The organism is Hymenobacter sp. HSC-4F20, from assembly GCF_019599275.1.
Taxonomy (GTDB): Bacteria; Bacteroidota; Bacteroidia; order Cytophagales; family Hymenobacteraceae; genus Hymenobacter.
Genome location: NZ_JAHZTD010000002.1, coordinates 647,716 through 663,843, shown reverse-complemented (window position 1 = coordinate 663,843; position 16,128 = coordinate 647,716). Strand labels below are relative to the sequence as shown.

At 59.9% G+C, this 16,128-nt stretch carries 12 protein-coding genes; 10 read left to right on the top strand and 2 right to left on the bottom strand.

Going from position 1 to position 16,128, the window contains the following annotated elements; all coding sequences use genetic code 11:
• Positions 1–96 precede the first annotated feature (96 nt).
• From K3G63_RS12655 to K3G63_RS12620, 8 genes are all read left to right on the top strand, one after another.
• Positions 97–1,494 carry a tetratricopeptide repeat protein gene (locus K3G63_RS12655; RefSeq protein WP_220614464.1) on the top strand — a complete coding sequence of 466 codons (1,398 nt, stop codon included), beginning with the start codon at positions 97–99 and terminating at the stop codon, positions 1,492–1,494.
• Between the two features lie 277 nt (positions 1,495–1,771).
• Complete coding sequence (locus tag K3G63_RS12650; protein WP_220614463.1) at positions 1,772–2,605, top strand: phosphosulfolactate synthase; 834 nt, start codon at positions 1,772–1,774, stop codon at positions 2,603–2,605.
• Positions 2,606–2,689: 84 nt separating this feature from the next.
• Complete coding sequence (locus K3G63_RS12645; RefSeq protein WP_220614462.1) at positions 2,690–3,628, top strand: TraB/GumN family protein; 939 nt, start codon at positions 2,690–2,692, stop codon at positions 3,626–3,628.
• Between the two features lie 111 nt (positions 3,629–3,739).
• The gene (locus K3G63_RS12640; protein WP_220614461.1) at positions 3,740–5,077 is read left to right on the top strand and encodes a sorbosone dehydrogenase family protein; all 1,338 of its coding nucleotides are present in this window, start codon (positions 3,740–3,742) and stop codon (positions 5,075–5,077) included.
• 162 nt (positions 5,078–5,239) lie between these two features.
• Entirely contained in the window at positions 5,240–6,133 is an 894-nt protein-coding gene (locus K3G63_RS12635; RefSeq protein WP_220614460.1) for a TraB/GumN family protein, read from the top strand.
• A 93-nt stretch (positions 6,134–6,226) separates the two neighbouring features.
• On the top strand, positions 6,227–6,883 hold the full coding sequence (locus tag K3G63_RS12630; RefSeq protein WP_220614459.1) for a spermidine synthase: 657 nt from the start codon (positions 6,227–6,229) through the stop codon (positions 6,881–6,883).
• A gap of 67 nt (positions 6,884–6,950) precedes the next feature.
• Positions 6,951–7,607, top strand: coding sequence for a DedA family protein (locus K3G63_RS12625; protein ID WP_220614458.1), 657 nt, complete (start codon positions 6,951–6,953; stop codon positions 7,605–7,607).
• Between the two features lie 93 nt (positions 7,608–7,700).
• Positions 7,701–8,459, top strand: coding sequence for a shikimate dehydrogenase (locus K3G63_RS12620; RefSeq protein ID WP_220614457.1), 759 nt, complete (start codon positions 7,701–7,703; stop codon positions 8,457–8,459).
• A 23-nt stretch (positions 8,460–8,482) separates the two neighbouring features.
• Here the strand turns inward: K3G63_RS12620 and K3G63_RS12615 are convergent, their stop codons facing one another.
• Positions 8,483–10,969 (bottom strand): outer membrane beta-barrel family protein, encoded by a 2,487-nt coding sequence (locus K3G63_RS12615; RefSeq protein ID WP_220614456.1) that lies wholly within the window; start codon positions 10,967–10,969, stop codon positions 8,483–8,485.
• Between the two features lie 375 nt (positions 10,970–11,344).
• On the opposite strand from K3G63_RS12615, the gene K3G63_RS12610 reads away from it, so the two are divergent.
• Together K3G63_RS12610 and K3G63_RS12605 are read left to right on the top strand one after the other, a co-directional pair.
• Entirely contained in the window at positions 11,345–12,448 is a 1,104-nt protein-coding gene (locus tag K3G63_RS12610; RefSeq protein ID WP_220614455.1) for a sensor histidine kinase, read from the top strand.
• Between the two features lie 40 nt (positions 12,449–12,488).
• The gene (locus K3G63_RS12605) at positions 12,489–13,241 is read left to right on the top strand and encodes a LytTR family DNA-binding domain-containing protein (protein ID WP_220614454.1); all 753 of its coding nucleotides are present in this window, start codon (positions 12,489–12,491) and stop codon (positions 13,239–13,241) included.
• An 81-nt stretch (positions 13,242–13,322) separates the two neighbouring features.
• Here the strand turns inward: K3G63_RS12605 and K3G63_RS12600 are convergent, their stop codons facing one another.
• Complete coding sequence (locus tag K3G63_RS12600; protein ID WP_220614453.1) at positions 13,323–15,917, bottom strand: outer membrane beta-barrel family protein; 2,595 nt, start codon at positions 15,915–15,917, stop codon at positions 13,323–13,325.
• Positions 15,918–16,128: the final 211 nt, after the last annotated feature.

Below are 16,128 nucleotides of genomic sequence, written 5' to 3'. Positions count from 1 at the left end.
TATTCAGGGCAAAGGGTTTTTTCCTCGATATAAACCCTGTTTACCCCGCACAGCCTGTCGTTTTGGCGGCTGTGTGCCGATTGTAGCAGTATGAGAATGAACGAGAATTTTGAGGACCGGGAAGAGGTGTTGGCTACGGTGCGTCGTTTTGAGCACATGGTAGCCCACAACGAACCCGTGTTTTTTGATCTGGCCGATTTTGAAAACATCATCGACCACTATACCACCAATACCCAGTACGAAAAAGCTTTGCAGGCTTGCGAGGCGGCCATTGCTCAGTACCCGTTCAGTACCGAGCTGCTCATCGACCGTTCTCAGGTGCTGGCCATGCAGGGCGAGTACGCCGCCGCCAGCACGCAAATTGAGGACGTAGCCCAACTCGACCCCGATAATCCCGACGTGGCCGTGACGCGTGGCATTATTGCCACCCAGAAAGGGGAGTTTGCCGAGGCAGTGGCCTTCTTTCTGCAGGCCGCCGAGCGGGCCCAGGACCGCGACGACATCTTTTTTAACCTCGGGCTGGCTTACCAGAGCTGGCAGAAGTTTAAGAGCGCCGCCAAGTACTACAAGCAAAGCTTGCGCCTGAACCCTGACAACGACGTGGCCGTGCAGGAGTTGCTCTATTGCCTGGAGGTAAGCGAGCGGCTGGAGAAAAATCTGGAGTTCTTCCGCCGCTTCACCGACGACGACCCCTACTCGGCGGTGGCCTGGTACAACCTGGGGCAGGCTTACTACCGGGCCGGCAAGCTCGATGACGCCATTAGCGCCTTTGAGTACGCCATTCTGATTGATGCTACGTTTCACGAGGCCCATGGCTTTCTGGCCAGTGTCTACGTCAGCCAGGAGCGGTACCGGGCCGCTATTAAGGAGTTTGAGTTGAGCTACCCAGAGGGGGAGCCCAGTCCGGAGGCTCTGTGCAATATTGGCGAGTGTCACGAGAAGCTGGCCGAGTGGGACCTAGCCCGGCGCTTCTACCAGCGGGCCATCGACTTGGACCCCCAACTGGATGAAGCCTGGTTTGGCATCGGTATCGTGATGAATGTTCAGGAAAAGTACTTCGAGGCAATTCACTTCTTCCGCAAGGCTGTGAGCCTCTACGCGGAAAGCGTGGAGTATTGGCTGGCCCTGGCGGCGGCCGAGTACCAGATCGGCAACGTGGTGTCGGCCATTGAAGCCTACGAGAAGGCCGTGGAAGTAGCTCCCGACAACAAAGATGCCTGGCTGAACTGGAGCATTATTCTCTACGAGCAGGGCAACTTCGAGGGGGCCATTGACCTGATGCGCAACGCCGTCGAGATTCAGCCCCTGGAGGCCGAGCTGCACTACCGCCTGTGTGCCTACCTGCTGGCTGGCGGCCGCTACCGCGAAGCCTACCAGTGCCTGGAAAACGCCCTGGCCCTGGATTTCGACAAGCACCGGCTGCTGTTCGAGTATTTTCCGGAGCTGGAGTCGCAGAAGGCCCTGGCCCGCCTGATTGACCAGTACCGGAAATAGGGGGTAGATCCTTGGGGCTAGGTTGCCATTGTCTTGTCATGCGGAGCCCAAGCGAAGGACCTCTACCGGAGGTAACTCTTTTGTAGTTAGCCAGAGGTAGGGGTCCTTCGCTAGCTCAGGCTGCCCGCCGTTTTGTGTTAACGGTCATGTAAGTCGCAAGCCCCTTTCCGCCACTTACAGAATTCGGGCGTACTTTTACGCCCGTTCTTTTTTCGGGACGATGTGGCGTGGCGAAAGGCCAGGACCCCAAGTTCTCAAGACCCCAAGACCCTACAGAATGAATTACAACCTCAACCAACTCCCCGAACGCACTCAGAAACCGCGCGAAGACGGCTTTACCATGGTAATGGACAAAGGCTTGAGCGTGCGCGAAGTAGAAGACTTTCTGGAGGTAGGGGCCGCCTACACCGACATTGTGAAGCTGGGCTGGGCCACGTCCTACGTGAACCCTAACCTAAAGCGTAAGCTGGCAGTGTACAAGGAAGCTGGCATCCCGGTGTACTTCGGCGGTACGTTGTTTGAGGCCTTCATCATCCGCAACCAGTTCGACGATTACCGCCGCCTGCTCCAGGAGTTCGGGATGGAGTACGCCGAAGTATCGGACGGCTCCATTGACCTGAACCACGACAAAAAGCTGGATTTCATTCGCACCTTGGCCCAGGATGTGAAAGTGCTGTCGGAGGTGGGCTCCAAGGATGCCGAGAAGATCATCCCACCCTACAAGTGGATTTCGCAGATGAAAACCGAGCTGGAAGCCGGCGCCGTGAAGGTAATCGGCGAAGCCCGGGAGGCAGGCAACGTAGGCCTGTTCCGCAGCACCGGTGAGGTGCGCTCGGGGCTGGTAGAAGAAATCCTGACCCAGATTCCGTTCGAGAAAATTATCTGGGAAGCCCCCCAGAAAGCCCAGCAGGTGTGGTTTATCAAGCTGCTGGGGGCCAACGTAAACCTGGGCAACATTGCCCCCAACGAAATCATCAGCCTCGAAACTATCCGGCTGGGTTTGCGCGGCGACACGTTCACCGACTTCCTGGATATGGACAACGTGGACGAAATGTTTAAGCCCGAGCCCAAAGCCTCGGGCAAGCCCGGCACTTCCATGCCCCGGGGCTAGCCTCTTGGCTAACCCGCTCTTTTGCCTTAACCTTGAAAAGGCTGCGCCAGATGCTTGCGCAGCCTTTTCTTGTTGACACCGGCTATGCTTTACCGCTTCCCACGCGCCTACCGCGGTGCCTTCTTATGGGTAATGCTAGTGCTGCCTGGGTTGGCCTTCGCCCAGACGCAGCCCTCTACCCTGGATACTACTGTGTACAACCAGGGTAATACGCTGCTGTGGCGGGTATCCGGGGCGGGGTTACCCAGTGCCTCCTACGTGTTCGGGACCATGCATACGCTGTGCCCCGAGGATGCCGTGCTGCCCCCGGAGCTAACTACTGCCTTCGCCCAAAGCCAGCAACTCGTGCTGGAGCTGGAGCTGGATGCCCCGGGCTTTGCCAAGCAGATGCGCCGGGCCGTGCAATTGCCCTGGCCCAACAGCCTGCGCCGTGTCCGGCGGCAGCGCGACTACCGGGTGGTGCGCAAGTTTTTCAAGTTCCGGCTGCATCAGCCTATTCTGCCGTTTGTGCTCATGAAGCCCGCTTTTGTAGAGGCATACGTGTACAGCACGCTGCTGCCCTGCACGCCCGTGGGCTACGAGGAAAAGCTGATGGAGCTGGCCCAAGCCCAGCACAAGGAGTTGTTGGGGCTGGAAACCATACAGCAGCAACTGGCCTCGCTGGACAGCATTCCTTACCCCCGGCAAATGGAGGCGCTGGTGAAAGCCATTCAGGCGTACGACACCTACGCCCCTCTGATGCAGCAGATGGTGCAAGTGTACCGGGCACGGAACGTAGACGCCCTGTACCGCTTCGCCGTGGACCCCCGCTACAACCCCGACCAAAGCGAGGTAGCTGATTTGGCAGTGCGTAACCAGAACTGGATTCCGCAAATGCAGGCGCTGATGCGGGTCCGGCCTACGTTCTTTGCCGTGGGAGCCGCGCATTTGGGCGGTAGGGTGGGGGTGCTGCAGCGGCTGCGCCAGCAGGGCTACCAGGTAGAGCCCGTGCTGCTCTCTGATTCTTCCGCCACCCGGCAGTAGGCCTTGCGAGGGCGGCGCGGCGGAAGCCAACCTCAGCCACGACAATTCAGTAAGAGAAAAGCCCGGCATAGTGAGGCCGGGCTTTTGCTTTCTTCTGATTTGTATACTCTCATGAATCGAACTCTTCCCGGCTCCGCCCTGGCGGCCCTGACGCTGCTGGCTGCCTGCGGCGGTCCATCGAAAAAAGAAAAGGCAGAAGCGGCAGCTACTACCCCCGCCGACACGGTAGCAACTGCCACCACAGCCGTGGACCTGCCCCAGCCCTACGCTACCAAATCAACAACCAAGCGCAGCAAGGTAATTGGCTGGCCCGCGGGAAAGATGCCCACCGCCCCGGCCGGCTTTGTGGTGACTAAGTACGCCGATGGCTTCGAGAGCCCGCGCAATACCTACGTGCTGCCTAACGGCGACATTCTGGTGGCCGAGGCCAATACCATTCCGACGACTCCCAAGAAAAAGGTAACGGCCGCCCTGGACCTGGACCCCTCCAAGTCGCTGCGGGCCACCAGCGCCAACCGTATTACTCTGCTGCGCGATGCTGACAAGGACGGTACGCCCGAAACCCGTGCGGTCTTTTTGAGCGGCCTGAGTCAGCCCTTCGGTATGCTGGTGCTGGACAACTACTTCTACGTGGCCAATACCGACGGCGTGTGGCGCTACCCCTACCAGGTCGGGCAAACTAAGATTACGGGCACTGGCCAGAAAATTCTGCCCCTGCCTAAGGGCGGCTACAACAACCACTGGACGCGCAACCTGCTGGCCGACGCCAAGGGTAGTAAAATCTACGTGACAGTGGGCTCCGGCTCCAACGTGCAGGAACACGGAGCAGAAAACGAAGTGCGCCGGGCCAATATCCTGGAAATAAACCCCGATGGCTCGGGCGAGAAAGTATACGCCGCTGGCCTGCGCAACCCGGTAGGCGTTGATTGGGCGCCGGGCACTCAAACCCTGTGGACGGCCGTGAACGAGCGGGATGAGCTGGGTGACGAGCTGGTGCCTGACTATCTTGCCAGCGTGAAAGAAGGCGCCTTCTACGGCTGGCCCTACGCCTACTTCGGGCAGCACGAAGACCCGCGCCGGAAAGGCGAGCGGCCCGATCTGGTGCAGAAAACCGTGGTGCCCGAAGTGCCGTTAGGGCCGCACACCGCCTCCTTGGGACTGGCCTTCTACAAGGGCAACGCCTTTCCCGCGCAGTACCGGAGCGGCGCTTTCATTGGGCAGCACGGCTCCTGGAACCGCTCCGAGTTTTCGGGGTACAAAGTGGTGTTCGTACCCTTCAAGGACGGTAAACCCAGCGGCCCCATGCAGGATTTCCTGACGGGCTTCATTGCTAATGCTGCTGAAAAGGAGGTGTACGGCCGCCCCGTGGGCATTACGTACCTGCCTGATGGCTCCCTGCTTGTGGCCGACGACGCCGCCAACACTCTCTGGCGGGTAGCGGCCCAGTAGCCGCTGCGGCCTAGTGGGCTGGAATCCCCCACGCCTTATTCATAGGGCGTGGGGGTTTTGTTTCCTGCGGGCCGGAAAGCCCCCGGACTGGAAAAATAGGCCGGCCAGGGCAACGCCACGGGGGAATTTCCCGAATAACAGGCCGTACGTTTCCTCCTGACTATGCACCTGTTCCGAAACATCTTGCTGCTGAGTATGCTACTGGCCGCCGGGAGCGGGCGGGGGCAGAAGTCAAAAAGCACTCCGCGTCCCGAAGCGGCCAGCAATGCCCTGCTGTGGAAGATTTCGGGCAAGGGCCTCCCCCAACCCTCCTACCTCTACGGTACCATTCATCTGATTTGCGCCCAGGATGTGCGCCTCTCGGAGCCAGTGAAGCGCGCCGTTAATGCTTCGCGGCGCATAACCCTGGAGCTGGATATGGATAGCCCTACCCTGCGGCAGGATATGCAAGCCGCCATGAAGATGCGTAACGGCCAGACCCTGCACAAGCTGCTGCGCCCCCGCGAGTATACCCGGATAAGCCATTATCTTAAAGATAAAGTGGGCATTCCCATTGCCCAGGTGGGTATGCTTAAGCCTTTCTTGGTCAGCTCCCTGCTGTACTCCAACCTGTTGGGTTGCACGCCTATTAGCTACGAGAGCGTGCTGGTAAAACTCGCTCAGGAGCAGCATAAGGAGATAACCGGGCTAGAGACGGTACAGGAGCAGATGGGCATCTTCGATAAAATTCCCTACGCCGTGCAAAGCAAGCTGCTCACCAACTTGGTGAGCAAAGAAGCCGAGGCGCGGCAGGAGTTTCAGCAGTTGGTAACTCTCTATAAAGCCCAAAAAGTGGAAGAACTGCGGGCAGTAACGGCCACCAGCACCTTTGCCTTTCCCGGTTACGACAAGCTCCTGCTCGACGACCGGAATCAGCGCTGGGTGGGAGCCATTGGCCGGCAGGCCACCGCCCACCCCACGTTCTTTGCCGTAGGCGCCGCGCATTTGGGCGGGCCCAATGGCTTGGTGCAGCTGCTACGACAGCAGGGCTATCAGGTGCGGCCCGTGTGGCGGTAGCAGCCGTGAGCTACCAGTCTTTTTCACGCGCCAAGTGGGTAAGACTGCTGGCAGCTAGTATGTTTGCCAGGGATGAATAGGTTCCTGACCCTCTTGCGTCATTGGCTAGGCTGCGCCCTGGCTCGGCCGCGCCGGGTAGAGTCGGCGTACAGTGGTACGTTGGAAGTAACCTGGTACGAAGGCCGGAAAGTGCTTAACTCGGCTAACGCTAACTACTCGTATGGCCCGCTGCACCAAGTGATGCGCTACGGGCTGCTGTTTACGGAGCCCGCCGCGGCCGGCAACGTGCTGGTGTTGGGACTGGGCGGCGGCTCGGTGGTGCAGATGCTACGCCAGGAATACCAGGTGACAGGTGCCATTACGGCCGTGGAGTTGGATCCTGTAGTTATTCAGGTTGCCGGAGAAGAGTTCGGGATTCGGCCGGATGCGCAGCTACGCATAGTGTGCGCCGATGCGTTTACGTGGGTAGCCACCGCCCCGGCCCAGGCGTTTGGCCTTATCGTGGTGGATCTGTTCGTGGACCTGGATTTACCGGCGGGCCTGTACACGCCTGGCTTCTGGCAGCACCTCTGGCGCCTGCTGCGGCCCGATGGCTACGTACTGGTAAATATTTTGATCAGCACGGAGGTGTGGGTGGAAAATCAGGAGGTTAGCTCCTACCTGGCAGAGGTAGGGTTTTTGGTAAAGGAAATGGAAGTAGAAGAGTACAACCGGCTCCTTATCCTGCGCAAACCTGCCAAAGCAGAATAGGTTTCTGACTCCGGGAAAGGGAGGGTTTGCCGGGCAAGTGCTTTCTTTGTGGCTCAACTCCCGCTCTATGGAACTCCTGAAGCATCTGCTTGACTTCATCCTGCACCTCGATAAGCACTTGGCTGATATTATTCAGGACTACGGCGCCTGGACCTACGCCATTCTGTTTCTGATCATCTTCGTGGAAACCGGGGTAGTGGTACTGCCCTTCCTGCCCGGCGACTCCCTGCTGTTTGCCGCGGGTACCCTGGCGGCTTTGCCTGGCTCCCCACTCAACATATGGGCCATGATCGGGCTGTTAATCCTGGCCGCTGTGCTCGGCGACACGCTCAACTACCATATCGGCGACTACCTGGGGCCGCGGGTATTCCGCGAAAACTCGCGGTTTCTGAAGCGGGAGCACCTGGAAAAAACGCAGGCCTTCTATCAAAAGCACGGGGCTAAGACCATTATCATAGCCCGCTTTATTCCCATTATTCGGACGTTTGCGCCTTTTGTAGCGGGAGTGGGCACCATGAGCTACACTAAGTTTCTCTCCTATAACCTGGTAGGGGCGGTGCTGTGGGTGATCCTGCTCACAGGGGCCGGCTACTTCCTGGGAAGTATCCCGTGGATTCAGCACAACTTTGGCCTGTTTACCATCGGCATTATTGTGGTGTCGGTGCTGCCGGCCGTGTTTGAGTTTGTGAAAGCGCGTCGGCCGGACAGCCGCCCCGTAGCGTAAGCGAATACATTAAATAAATCATAAAAAAACCGCTTGGCCCAGCTGGAGGTCAGGCGGTTTTTTTGTTGCTTACAACTCAAATCATCGTGTGCTATGCCTGAATTCGGACTTCTGGGCCACTCCCTGCGCCATTCCTTTTCTCAGACCTATTTTTCCCAGAAATTTCACAATCTGGACTTGCCCGACCATCATTACGAGCTGTTCGAGCTGGCCTCGATGGACGAGCTGCCCGGGCTGCTGGCCCGCCACCCCGACCTGCACGGGCTGAACGTGACCATTCCTTATAAGGAGCAAGTGTGGCCCTTTCTGAACGAGGTAGCCCCGTCCGCCGCGCGCGTCGGGGCCGTCAACGTCATCGAGTTTCGGGAGGATGGCCGGCTGGTAGGGCACAACACCGATTACGTGGGGTTCCGGGACTCGCTGCGTACGTTTCTGCCCAAAGGCGGCCTGCCTGGACTGCGGGCCCTAGTGCTGGGCAGCGGCGGCGCTTCCAAAGCCGTAGAGGTGGCCCTGCGGGAGCTGAACATTGGCTACTGGGTGGTGTCGCGCAACCCTCTGGGCAGTGGCCTCACCTATCAAGAGCTTACGCCTCAGTTGCTGCAGGAGCACGCCCTCATTATCAATACTACGCCGCTAGGCACCACGCCCAACGTAGATGAGTGCCCGCCCATTCCCTACCTCTACCTACGCCCTCACCATTACCTCTACGATCTTATCTATAATCCCACCGAAACCGAGTTTATGAAGCGCGGGGCCGCCGCCGGGGCTCAAACCAAAAACGGTTTCGAAATGCTCTGCCTCCAGGCCGAGGCCGCCTGGAAAATCTGGAAGGGTGAGGTGGTGATAGAGTAATGCACTCCCTCACCACCTCGCTACTACCCTCCTGTGTTGCTGCTGCCTTGCTTGGAGTCGTCGTTGCGAATGGTGCGGCGCTGGCGCTGGCCGCTGCTGTCTACCTTGCCGAAGCGGTAGTTGAAGGACAAGCGCACGGAGCGTTGGTACTGATAGAAGCTCCCAACGCTGCGAAACTGGTCCGTAACTGTGGTGCTGCGAAACTCACGGCCGGGTGAGAGAAAGTTGTTGGCGCTCAGCGTCAGGTCGGCCTTTTCCTGTAGGAGCATGCGTTTCAGACCCAGGCCATAATATAGGCCCCCGGAGTAGCGCGTCTGGAGCTGCACGCCGCCCGTCCAGAAACCGCCGTAGCCCTGCAGGGTGTAATGGGTTTTGAACTTCAACGAGGAGTTCAGATTCATGAACATCGAGGCCCGGCGGCTGGTGCGGTTCAGGGCCGTGCTACGCAGCTGCGTGTAGTCGGTGCTGATGTTGCTGCTCACGTTCCAGTCTTTGGTAGGCTTCAGGGAACCGTAGAAGTTTAGGCCGTAGGTAGTGTTGGTGGCCAGGTTGCCGAAGGTGGTTTCGGAGCGGGCCAGCTCCTCGTTGTAGCGGTAGAACTGCTCAATGGAATTGCCCGTGCGCCGGGCGTAGGCCGAGAGGTTCAGGGAGCTTTTCTCGCCGTACGTGCCGTAGCTTAATTCGTAGCTGTCCGTTACCTCGGGGCGCAGGTTAGGGTTGCCAAACTGAATGCTGTTGGGCGTTACTTGGTTTACGTAGGGGTTGAGGTAGTAAATGTGCGGGCGCTGGATGCGCCGCGAGTAGCTGAAGCGCAACGTCTGGCCTTCTTTTTTAAGCGTGCGGGTGGCGCTCAGGTTGGGCAGCACATTGAGGTAGTCGTTCGAGAAACGGCCGTTTTCGCCCTGAAACTCGCCGGCAATATCCGTGCGCTCCAGGCGTGTGCCCAGGCTGAACGTGTGCTTCTTGCCCCAGGCAAAATTGTAGGTGCCATAAGCCGCCAGCACATTCTGCTGGTAGTCGAAGGCGTTGGAGCGGCGCGGGTTTCGCACAAACCCATCGTGCCGGTCCGTCAGCAGGGTGTCCAGGGAATAGTCGCTGGTTACGTGGCGCCGAATCATCTTGGCCCCCGTTTCCAGCGTGTTCTTCTCCCCGAACGGGTGCGTATAGTCGGTCTGGACGGTGGTTTCGAGGTTGCGGGCCAGGTTGAGGCTTTGCTCCCGGTATTCCAGAGGGCCACCCCGTAGCTCGGCGGCCCGGTACTGGTCGAGGCGGTAGCTTTCGTCGGAGCGGTTGCGCGTGTGCTGCGCCAGTACGGCCCACTCCCGCCGGGGTTGGCTTTCCCCGAAGGTGCGGGTGTAGCCGGCGTTCAGGTCGTAGTTGCGGTTTTCCCCGCGCCGGGTAATGTCGCGGGTGTAGAGGGTGTCGAGCTGGGGCTGACCGCGGTACTGGTTGAAAAAATCCTGGGGCGAGCGGCTGCTGTAGAGGTTGCCATTGCCGCTGAACGTGAAGCTGTGCAGGGCCGAGGGGTCGTAGGTAAGCTCTACCTGGCCGTAGCCGCCGCTGCCCACGTTGCGGGAGGTAGTGCGCTCCGTGAGCTGGCCCGTAGCGCCGCCCGGCAGGAAATCGGTGCGCTCATTGCTGCTCTTATACGGGTACACGTTGTGAAAGCCGCTGAGCTTGGTATTCACGCCCACTTTGCCGCGCCGCGCGTTCAGGCTCCCGTTCAGGCCCTGGTTGCGGTTGCCGGTGTTGGCTCCCACGCTCCCGTTCACGCCCTGCAGGCTGTTCTTCTTCAGCACGATGTTGATAACCCCACCTGAGCCCTCGGCATCATAGCGCGCCGAAGGGGCCGTTACTACCTCAATGGCCTTGATCTGGTCGGCCGGAATCTGCTTTAGTGCTTCCGCCAGATTGCCCGCGAGCATGGAGGAAGGCTTGTTGTTGATGAGGATGCGCACGTTGCCAGTGCCGCGCAGTTGCGGGTTGCCCTCGGCATCGAGGTTCACCATGGGGGTTTTGCGCAGAATGTCGGCCGCCGTGCCGCCGGCGTTGGTAGCGTCCTGGTCGGCGTTGTAGACGAGGCGGTCGGGCTTGGTTTCAATGACGGGCCGCTCGCCGGTTACCTTCACTTCACCCAGATTCTGAGTTGCGGCGGGGAGCGGTAGCGCCCCCAGGTCGGCGGGCTGCTCGGTTACGGTCACGGGTTTCAGCTGCGTGGTGTAGCCTACAAAGCTGATTTGCAGCCGAAAGGGGCCTGTGGGCAGGTCCTGCAGCTCAAACCGGCCTTGCGCGTCACAGGTAGCCCCGGTAAGCGGGGTAGCCCCGCTGGCCGGCAGCAGGGCCACAGTGGCGTATTCTACCGGCTTTTGGGTGGCGGCATCTACTACCCGGCCGGTCAGGCGGCCCGGGCCTTTCGTTGTACTGGTGGCAGGGGTAGGAGAAGTAGTTTGCGCCTGAGCCATGGGCGCGGCCAAAACGGCCAGCAACAGCAGGGTAGGAGTATGCTTCATGCAGATATAGAAAGGAGGTAGATAAAGCAGCAGGTAACCGGAGTGCAAGGCGTTGATGGTCAATAGAGCCTTGCCCAATGATAATGGTGGCAGAACGCTGCGAACCTACTCTCTATTTTCTGCCTACCCTACAGAAATCAACCAACCCTCCATTTTCTCTCAACTAACGCCCCGCTCAGAAAGTCCAGCCGAGTACAACGCCATGCGCTGGTAGTAGCACGTTCGGTTTGGGGCAAGGTGTGAGCCTGAGCTAGTGGTAGGCTAGAAGAGCGGAGTAGTTGATTTGTGCACGCTAGTGGTTGAAAAACCAGCGCGGTTGCGGGCCACATCGCTAATTTGGCCAACCTACTTTCCATCGTCTTCGGACTTCTGCGTATGCCTCGTTCTTCTGCCCGCCGCTTGCTGCTACCTACGGGGGTGTTGCAGGTACCGTGGCCGCATCTGGTGTGGCTAGGGCTGCTGGTGTACACCGATGCGCAGCTTTGGTTTACGCGGGCCGGGCTCTACTACCAGGCGCCCGAGAATGCTGCCGAGTTCTGGCGGAATGCCCTGCTGGCCGATGGGGTGGACTGCGCCTTGTTTTATCTGAACTACCTCGTCTTGCAGCCCAAACTCTTCCGCGCCCGGCGGTGGCTGGCCTTCCTGGGGGCAACGGTGGCGGCCTTGCTGGTGTTTGCCGTAGCCCGGGTAGGTGCCAGCGTGCTGTGGCAGGAAGGAGTGCAGCAAGGACCCATGAGCCTGAACCTGGAGGCGCACGTGCAGCTGCTGCTGGCGTATCACTTGCCTCTAGGCGGACTGATTCTGCTGCTCAGCAACGGGCTGCGCCTGGCCGATGACTACTTGCGCGAGCGGGAAAGTCGCCGGGAGTTGGAGCAGCAGCACCTGCGCACCGAGCTGTCCTTACTGAAAACCCAGTTGCACCCTCATTTCCTGTTCAATACGCTCAACAATATCTACTCGCTTACCCTGCAGGCCTCGCCCCAGGCTCCCGAAGCCGTGCTGCGGCTGGCCGAGCTGATGCGCTACCAGCTCTACGACAGCCCCGAGGACCTGGTGCCGCTGGCGCGCGAGATCAGCCACCTGCGCGGCTTTCTGGCGCTGCAGCTGCTGCGGCTGCCGCCCGATGAAGCCGACGACGTGCTCCCCTTTACCATCCTGTTGCCGCCTGGTGCCGAGTATGCCCGCCGCCTGCCGCCCATGCTGCTGCTGCCTTTGGTAGAAAACGCCTTCAAGCACGGCGACCTGGCGGCCCGGCCCCACGTAGCTCGCCTGCACCTTCAGGTAGAGCCGGAAGGACGGCTGCTATTCCAGGTGCAAAACCAGGTAGCCGTGGGCGGCGGGCCGGGGTTGGAGGCCGCCGGAGGGGTAGGGCTGGCTAATCTGCACCGCCGCCTGGAGCTGCTGTACCCGGGGCAGCATTCCCTGACCACTGCCGCTACACCCGAGGCGTTCTGTGCCAGGCTGGAGGTGCAGCTATAGGCACTGCCGAGGTATATTATTGCTGCTTATGTTGCCCGCTATGGAATCTGCTTTGGGGCGTCGCCCGCTTACCTGTGTTATTGTGGATGATGAGCCGCTGGCCCTGAATGTGCTGGCGGAGTACTGTGCCCACGTGCCCTTTTTGGAGCTGAAAGGGCGCTTTCAGGAAGCCCTGGCGGCCGTAGCGTTTCTGCAGGATGCCCCCGTCGACGTGGTATTTCTGGATATTCATATGCCGCGCCTGAATGGGCTGCAGCTGGCGCAACTGCTACCCCAGCCGGCACCGCGCATCATCTTCACCACCGCTCATGCCCAGTATGCCGCCGAAAGCTACGAGCTGCCTGCCCTCGACTACTTGCTGAAACCCGTGCGCTTCGAGCGGTTTGTGCAGGCGGCGCACCGGGCCCACGCCGCTTTGCGCCCGCCTACCTCGCCTACCCCCTCCGAGCCTGCAGAACAGGCCGATGAAGTGCTGTTTATTCGCCAGGACAGCCGCCTGCACCGCGTACCCGTGGCCGACTTGTATTACGCCGAGGGACAAAAGGAGTACCTGATGCTGTACACTGCTGCCGGGCGCATGCTCACGTTGCAGTCGTTTCGGGGGCTAGAGGAACTGCTGCCGCCCGGCCGCTTTGCGCGCATTCATAAGTCGTACTTTATCAACCTACGCCACCTGGAATTTGTGGAGCGCAACCGGGTGCAGGTGCACGGCGCGCTATTGCCCATCGGCGAAACCTACCGCGAAACCTTTCTGGAACAGCTGCGCTTCCACGGCCGGACAGTAAAATGGTGAAATAGAAAGTTGACGTTCCGGTGGTGCGGCTTTACGCAAACAGAACAGCAACTTCCTATTTCACCACCTTACCTCTTCCCGTTATTGCTGGCCCTGGCCGCTTTCACCCTGCTTCACATCGTCGTTCTGGATGCTGCGGCGGCGCTTCTGGGGCTGGGCGGTGGTTTTGCCGAAGCGGTAGTTGAAGGCCAGGCGCACCCCGCGCAGGTAGATGTAGTTGTTGCTTACCTGCCGGAACTGGTCGGTATCAAGCGTGGAGCTGAGGTTGCGGGTAGCTTGCAGGAAGTTATCGGCGTTCAGAGTCAGGTCGGCCTTTTCCTTGAGCAGGTTTTTGCGCAAGCCCAGGGAGTAGAACGTCCAGGCGCGCTGGCTGCCCTGCAACTGAATGCGCGGCGAGTTCAGGCCCCCGAAGAACTGCACGCTCAGGCCCTTCTCGAACTTGTAGCTAGAGTTCAGGTTCAGGTTGTACATCACCCCGCTGTTGGAGTAGGCCGAGGTAGTAATGCTGCCTTCCTCAAACGTCAGGGCCGGGCTTTTCAACGACACGTAGTACACGTTCACGTTGCCGCTCACGTCCCACTTCGGCACGGGCTTCACCGAGGTGAACAGGCTGGCCCCGAAGGTGGCGTTGCGGCCAATATTGCGGAACGTCTGGTTGTTAACGCCCAGCGAATCAATAAACCGCACGCTTTCAATGGCCTTATTCGTGCGCCGCATATACACCGACATATTCAGCACGGAGCTTTTAATAAACGTGGTATAGTTCAGCTCGTAGCTATCCGTCAGCTCCGGTTTCAGCCCCGGCTCCCCGTAGCTCACGTTCAGGCTGTCGGAGGTATTGCGGAAGGGGTTCAGGTAGAAGATCTGGGGGCGCTGAATGCGTTGGGAGTACGCCAGGCGTAGCGTTTGGCCGGGCTTTTTGGGGTTGTTGGGCTGGAAGCTCATGCTCAGGTTGGGTAGCAGGTTGGCATAGTCCTGCTTCACGCTGGAGTTGTCCTGCTCTTGCTGCTGAAAGCTGCCATTGATGCGCGTATTTTCTACCCGCGCCCCCAGCTTAAAGTTTACTTTTTTGCTGGCCGAAAAGCCGTAGGTGGCATAGCCGGAAAGCACATCCTGGTTGTAGTCGAACAGGTTGGAGCGGCTGGCATCATACACCGGGTCGAGGTTGGAAGCCTGGAAGGGGGTAGTAAATACGTCGTAGTCGCTGCTCACGCGGCGCAGAATGGCCTTGGCGCCAACCTCCAGCAGGGCGGTTTCCGAGAACGGGTGGGCGTAGTCGGTTTGCAGGGTGGTTTCCAGGTTGCGGGCCAGGTTGTCGCTTTCCTCCCGGTAGGTCTTGGCTTGGTTTTCCTCCGAGCGGCCCGCAAACTGATCGAGGTAGTAGGCCTGCACGTTGCGGTTGCGGGTGTGCTGGGCCAGCACGCTCCACTCGCGGCGCTTCTGCTCGAAGGTGCGGGTGTAGGCCCCGCTCAAATCGTAGCTCTGGGTGCGGAAGCGCCGGTCGGTGTCGCGGGTGAAAGAGGTAGCCGCCGTAGCGGGTAGCAGCACGTTGTTAAACTGGTCGTAGTTGCCGCTGTTGCGGAACAGGCTACCCTGCAACCCCAGCGTAAGGTTGTGGTACTGGGCCGGGTCGTAGTCAAGCCCGAAGCGGCCGAAGCCGCCGCCGCCAATGGTGTTGCCGTCGCCTTCCTGCCGCAACGATTCTTCTTCGCCGCCCGGGGTTTTCAGGTAGCGCACCAAGTCGTTGCGGTTGGGGCTGTAAAAGCCAAAGCCGCTGACGGAGCTATTCAGGCCTACTTTGCCTTTGCGGTAGTTCAGGGAGGCGTTGCCGTTGGAGCTGCGCGTGCCCGCGGCCAGTCCCACCGAGCCGTTGATGCCTTCCAGGTTGTTCTTTTTGAGGATGATGTTGATAATGCCGCCCGTGCCCTCAGCATCGTATTTGGCCGAAGGGGTCGTAATTACCTCCACGCTCTTGATCTGGTCGGCCGGAATCTGCTTCATGGCATCGGCCACCGAGGAGGCCACAATGCCCGAGGGCTTGTTGTTGATGAGCACCCGCACGTTGCTGGTGCCGCGCAGCTCCACGTTGCCGTCGGGGTCCACGTTCACCAGGGGCACTTTGCGCAGCACATCGGCCGCCGTGCCGCCCGAGTTGGTTAGGTCCTTCTCCGCGTTGTAAACAATACGGTCGGGTTTGGTTTCAATGACGTCCCGCTCGCCGGTTACTTTCACCTCCCCTAGGTTCTGGGCTGAGGAAGCCAGCTGCACGGTGCCTACCGCGGTCAGGCCCGAGGTAACGGTTACGGTGCGGGTTTGGGTGGCGTAGCCTACGAAGCTAATTTGCAGGCGAAACTCGCCCGCGGTCAGGCCCTTCAGCGCAAAGCGGCCCCGCTCGTCGCACACGCCGCCATCCACGGGCGTGTTGCCGCTCAGGGGCAGCAGCGTGACGGTGGCAAACTCCACCGGCTTTTTAGTGGTAGCATCGAGCACGGTGCCTTCCAGCCGGCCCGCACCTTTGGCCGCCGCAGGCAGGATGGGCCTAGCCGGCGCTGCTCCGGCTGGCGCCCCAGCCGGCCGCTGACCACCCACGGGGGTACCGGCCGGCGGAGTGGTTTGGGCAAGGACGGGGGCCGCGAGCAAACTCGTCAGCAGCAGGGGCAGGGTAGCGTTTTTCATGCAGATAGGGTAAATGATAGAGGCAAAGAGAAAGGATGCCGGGTGGGGCGGGAAATCAGACTGACTGAAGCGGGAGAATACGCGGCTGAAGCGCGGAAAGCGGCAACTCAAGCGGGGCAGTTCCAAGGACTACAAAGCTCCGGCGTTGTTGCGGCGGCGGAAGGTTTATTCAACCAACCCTGCAATTTTTTCCGGCAACACCCCGGCAGCC